4 protein-coding genes are annotated in these 4,290 nt (G+C 43.7%); all 4 read left to right on the top strand.

Going from position 1 to position 4,290, the window contains the following annotated elements:
* Positions 1-185 precede the first annotated feature (185 nt).
* The 4 genes from QVO39_RS03820 to QVO39_RS03805 are packed head-to-tail and all read left to right on the top strand — an operon-like array spanning position 186 to position 4,273.
* Complete coding sequence (locus QVO39_RS03820) at positions 186-1,655, top strand: cold-shock protein (RefSeq protein ID WP_021903079.1); 1,470 nt, start codon at positions 186-188, stop codon at positions 1,653-1,655.
* Between the two features lie 8 nt (positions 1,656-1,663).
* On the top strand, positions 1,664-2,698 hold the full coding sequence (gene mltG / locus QVO39_RS03815; protein WP_018028757.1) for an endolytic transglycosylase MltG: 1,035 nt from the start codon (positions 1,664-1,666) through the stop codon (positions 2,696-2,698).
* Positions 2,695-3,480 (top strand): Nif3-like dinuclear metal center hexameric protein, encoded by a 786-nt coding sequence (locus tag QVO39_RS03810; protein ID WP_021903078.1) that lies wholly within the window; start codon positions 2,695-2,697, stop codon positions 3,478-3,480. The genes mltG and QVO39_RS03810 overlap by 4 nt, the downstream gene beginning before the upstream one ends.
* Positions 3,481-3,496: 16 nt before the next feature.
* Entirely contained in the window at positions 3,497-4,273 is a 777-nt protein-coding gene (locus QVO39_RS03805; RefSeq protein ID WP_018028755.1) for a zinc ribbon domain-containing protein, read from the top strand.
* The last annotated feature ends 17 nt before the right edge of the window (positions 4,274-4,290 follow it).

Here is a 4,290-nt window from a genome sequence, read left to right as displayed (position 1 = left end):
CCCTACACATAGCCCCCCCCCCGATAAAAACCATATGGTAAGTATTTTCTAATGCGTAACCCCTGTTTCTGTACACTTTAACTAGGTTTAACTTGAAATATTTTTGTTTCGCCACGGTGAATCGCTATATTTGTCAATCTAGCTGATTTTATAGTGTTTTTGAATTTAGTAGAATAATAAGTAGGATGATTGATTTTATTAGTGATTTATTTAGTGTTGGTCAGACCATTTACCTCACGCAGAGTAATGACGTGGAAATTGGTGGTAAAATAGTTAAGCTTAATAATGACTTTATTGTTATTGAGAGTGAGGATGGGAATGTGATTGGGGTGCGCGATGAGGCTATTAGAAGTTTTTCAAAGGAGCCGGTAAAGAGTCTATCAACCCCTCGGGCGTCTTCTCATTCAGAGGGCTACCCCTCAATGAAGTCTGAGCAGGGGTCTTGGAAGCGGGAGCTACCTTTTGAAAAGGGGGCTTCAGTCGATTCTCCGAAGGTTAGCAAGCGATCATTCAGACAATATAAGCCTGGCGATAAGATCCCGATAGAGTCTCTAGCGAAGCGAGACCCCTCATTGGCCAATACTTGGCGCAGATCGGAGGAAGATAGGCTAAGATTGCGTGCGTTGAGGGAGAAGGTGCAATCGGTCTTTGATGAGATCATGAGCGAGGGTCAAGACTTGGATCAGGAGGTGCCTGCGATTGGGGCGATTGTGGATCTGAAGCCAAGCTATCAATTTGGTTTTATTGATGATGTGGAGACTGGAGAGCGGTATTTCTATAATCGTGGAGATATCGTGGATAGGGATCTGCTTAATATGGTTGGCGAAGGGATTAAGGTGGTTTATTTTAGGGGCTCAAATCACAAAGGTCCTGCCGCGAAGAGCATTCACAGGCCTAATACCATTGGTGGTCTATTGGCTATCGCTATGGACTTGGTGAATGAAGAAGACTTTATAAGGGCCAAGATGGTGCTTCAAAATATTCTTTATGCTTACCCTAGTAGCCACTCAGCTACTGCTATGCTGGAGGAGTTATCGGCACAGATGGATAGTGGCGTGCCAGGAGCAACAAGCCACAATAATGGTCTCTACATTCAAGCAAGGAAAGCTCTGGAAATGAAGAATTATGACTTGGCGGAAAAGCTTTATCGGGAGTGTATTGAAAAGGGTATCCGCAAAGTGAATAGCATCAAAGAGCTAGCACAGGTCTATATCTCTCTACATTCGCAAGAAAAGGATGAGGCGCAAAAAGAGTTGTATAGAAAGAGGGGCCTTGAATTTATAGAGGCACACATAAATGAATTGCCAGAGAAGCCAAGCACTAAGTTTAGCCTAGAAAATATCTATTTTGCCCTTGGGGATTATGAGAAGCATATTGAAGTGGTAGAGGATATCATAGCAGATAGTGGTAAGAATGGAGACTTAGCACAGTATGTTTTTTATCTCAATAAGGCAGCTCAAAGCTATCTAAGGAGAAATGAACTGGATAAAGCACTCGATGCTGCGAATCAGGGGCTTGAGGTGGAGGCGGATAATCTCCACTTGTGCAAAACTAAGATGACTATTGAGGAGGCGATTGCTCATCATAACTCTCTAGCAGAGCAGGACGAGGATAATGAGAAAGGCGGTGGTTTCTTTGGTCTATTTAGCAGATAAGGTAGGGGATGAAGAAGCCTCATAAGCTGCTTTTGGGGATTGGAGCCCTATTCTTATTGATCGTGGTAGGTCTCTGTACTGCCTATTATCGCTTTACTAGGCAACCAGCTTTCAATACTTCTAGCGACAAAGCGGTACGGATATTTGTCTATCCAGATGCTTCTTGGAGTGATGTGGTAGATAGTATTGTCGCTTCCACGGATGCCCCTCTCTTAGGTGATCTAAAGCTTCATCTCAAGTGTCGCACTAGTAATGCCCCTAAGGTGGGGAGCTATACGATTGAACCAAAGATGACGGTGCAAGCACTTTATAATCGATTGGTGCATGGAATGCAGACGCCTATTTCGTTTTACTTCAATTCGTATCGATTGCCAAGTCAATTGTATCGGAGGATGGGAAGTCAGCTAATGATAGATAGCTTGGAGGTGGCACGGGCGATGAATGATACCCTTTTGCTTCGTAGCTTGAATATCCCTGATACTACGTTGGTTTATTACTTAGTTCCAAATACCTATGAGGTGTATTGGGATATCACGCCAGCAGACCTCACAAAGCGTATGGCTGAGGAGAGCCAGAAGTTTTGGAATGCCCAGCGTAGAGCCAAAGCCGACTCACTGGGGCTTACTCCGTATGAGGTGATCACTCTTGCTTCGATCGTACAGGAAGAAAGTGCGAAGGTGGACGAGTACCCAATGATCGCTGGTCTATACATTAATAGGTTGAGGGTGGGGATGCCTTTGCAAGCTGACCCAACGATAAAATTTGCACTGCAAGAGTTTGGCCTCCGTCGCATCTTACATAAGCATCTAAAGGTGGATAGCCCTTACAATACCTATATTCATAAGGGATTGCCAATAGGGCCGATACGTATTCCTACTATGGAGGCTATTGACGGTGTATTGAAGGCATCGGACCATAGCTATCTATATATGTGCGCGAAGGAGGATTTTAGTGGGTATCATAGCTTTGCTTCTACGTACCCTGAGCATCAGAAGAATGCTAGGAAATATGTGGCGGCCTTAAATGAAAGAGGAATAAAATGAAGATAAGAGAATTACTAGATTATTTGGAGGAGAGAGTGCCCTTATCTCAGCAGGAAGGGTATGACAATAGTGGCGTGCAATGTGGCGATACGTCTCAGGAACTCCGGGCGGTGTTGGTGGCAATTGACACGACTGAAGCTGTAGTGGACGAAGCTATTGCAAAAGGGTGTAACCTGATTGTGACGCATCATCCAGCACTATTTCGTGGCGTGAAAAGTATTACTCCAGATTACTACATCAATCGAGTAATCATAAAGGCAATTAAGCATGATATCGTACTTTACGCCTCACATACTTCATTGGATAATGATGATGAGGGGGTGAATATATTTTGGGCGCGTAAGATGGGGCTTCAAAATGTAAAGATTTTGTCTCCTATCGAGGGAAATCCTAACGTGGGTGCAGGGGTGATTGGTGATTTGCCTAGTCCACGCTCAATAGGTGAAGTGGTAGAGCTGATGAAGGCTTTCCAGCCAATTACTCATGTGGCTCATAGCAAGCCTCTGACCGAAAAGATAAAGAGAGTGGCATACTGTGGGGGCTCTGGAAACTTTTTGATGCCTATGGCCATCGAAGAAAAAGCCGATATCTTTATTACTGGGGAGGCGAAGTATAATGATTATTATGATGCGGAGGGGGAGATACTCCTTATGACTATTGGGCACTATGAATCGGAATTATTGACGAAAGAGTTGCTAAAAGAGATTATGTCTGAAAAAAAAGGTAACTTTGCAATCTATAGTGCAGAATCGTGTGTCAATCCCGTGCATTATATCTCATAATAATGTGGTAATAGTTATGGCTAAGAAAAAAGAAGAAAGTCCAAAGGAAATATCGGTGGAGGAGCGCCTAAAGGCTCTATATCAGTTGCAAATTGTCTCCTCTGAAATTGATCGTATCCGAACGATGCGAGGAGAGCTTCCAATGGAAGTGGAAGAGCTTGCTGATGACTTAGAGGGCAAGCACAAAAGAAAGGAGCGCTATGAAGATCAAATAGATCAAAATAAGCATAATATTGAGAAGGCTAAGGAGAGCATCAGGACTGCTGAAGGAATGGTCGAGAAGTACAAGCAGCATCTTAATGATGTACGTAACGACAAGGAGTATGATGCCATCTCTAAGGAACTCGAAAACCTGGAGCTAGATATTCTTAAGTACGAAAAAGCTATCCGTGAATATCAAGAGGATAACCAGTATATCAAAGAGGATATCGGCGCACTAACTGCAGATATCAAGGAGGTCCAGGAGGTTTATCAAGTAAAGAAGAAGGAGCTAGACGCTATCATCGCCGATACTAAGGCAGAGGAAGAGAAGCTTAGAATTAATGCTAAGTCATTAGAAGAGTTGATTGACCCTCAATTGCTCGCTGCTTTTAAGCGGACCCGCAAATCTACACACAATGGGGTAGCTGTTGCCCCTATTCAGCGTGATGCTTGCTCTGGTTGCTTTAATCTGATTCCTCCACAGCGCGAGATAGATGTTCGCTCGCATAAGAAGATTATTGCCTGTGAGTACTGTGGTCGTGTTTTGATCGATGAAGAGTTGGCTACTGAGGTGGCAGATAACTTCAAGTGATGTGACTGTTAATTAGT

It is taken from the genome of Porphyromonas sp. CAG:1061 (assembly GCF_000435035.1).
Classification (GTDB): domain Bacteria; phylum Bacteroidota; class Bacteroidia; order Bacteroidales; family Porphyromonadaceae; genus Porphyromonas_A; species Porphyromonas_A somerae.
The sequence above is the reverse complement of the archived record's forward strand: the minus strand, read 5'-3'. Positions and strand labels throughout refer to the sequence as shown.

Coding starts and splice junctions, on each gene's coding strand:
- QVO39_RS03820 (WP_021903079.1), top strand. CDS start 186: ATGATTGATTTTATTAGTGATTTATTTAGTGTTGGTCAGACCATTTAC.
- mltG (WP_018028757.1), top strand. CDS start 1,664: ATGAAGAAGCCTCATAAGCTGCTTTTGGGGATTGGAGCCCTATTCTTA.
- QVO39_RS03810 (WP_021903078.1), top strand. CDS start 2,695: ATGAAGATAAGAGAATTACTAGATTATTTGGAGGAGAGAGTGCCCTTA.
- QVO39_RS03805 (WP_018028755.1), top strand. CDS start 3,497: ATGGCTAAGAAAAAAGAAGAAAGTCCAAAGGAAATATCGGTGGAGGAG.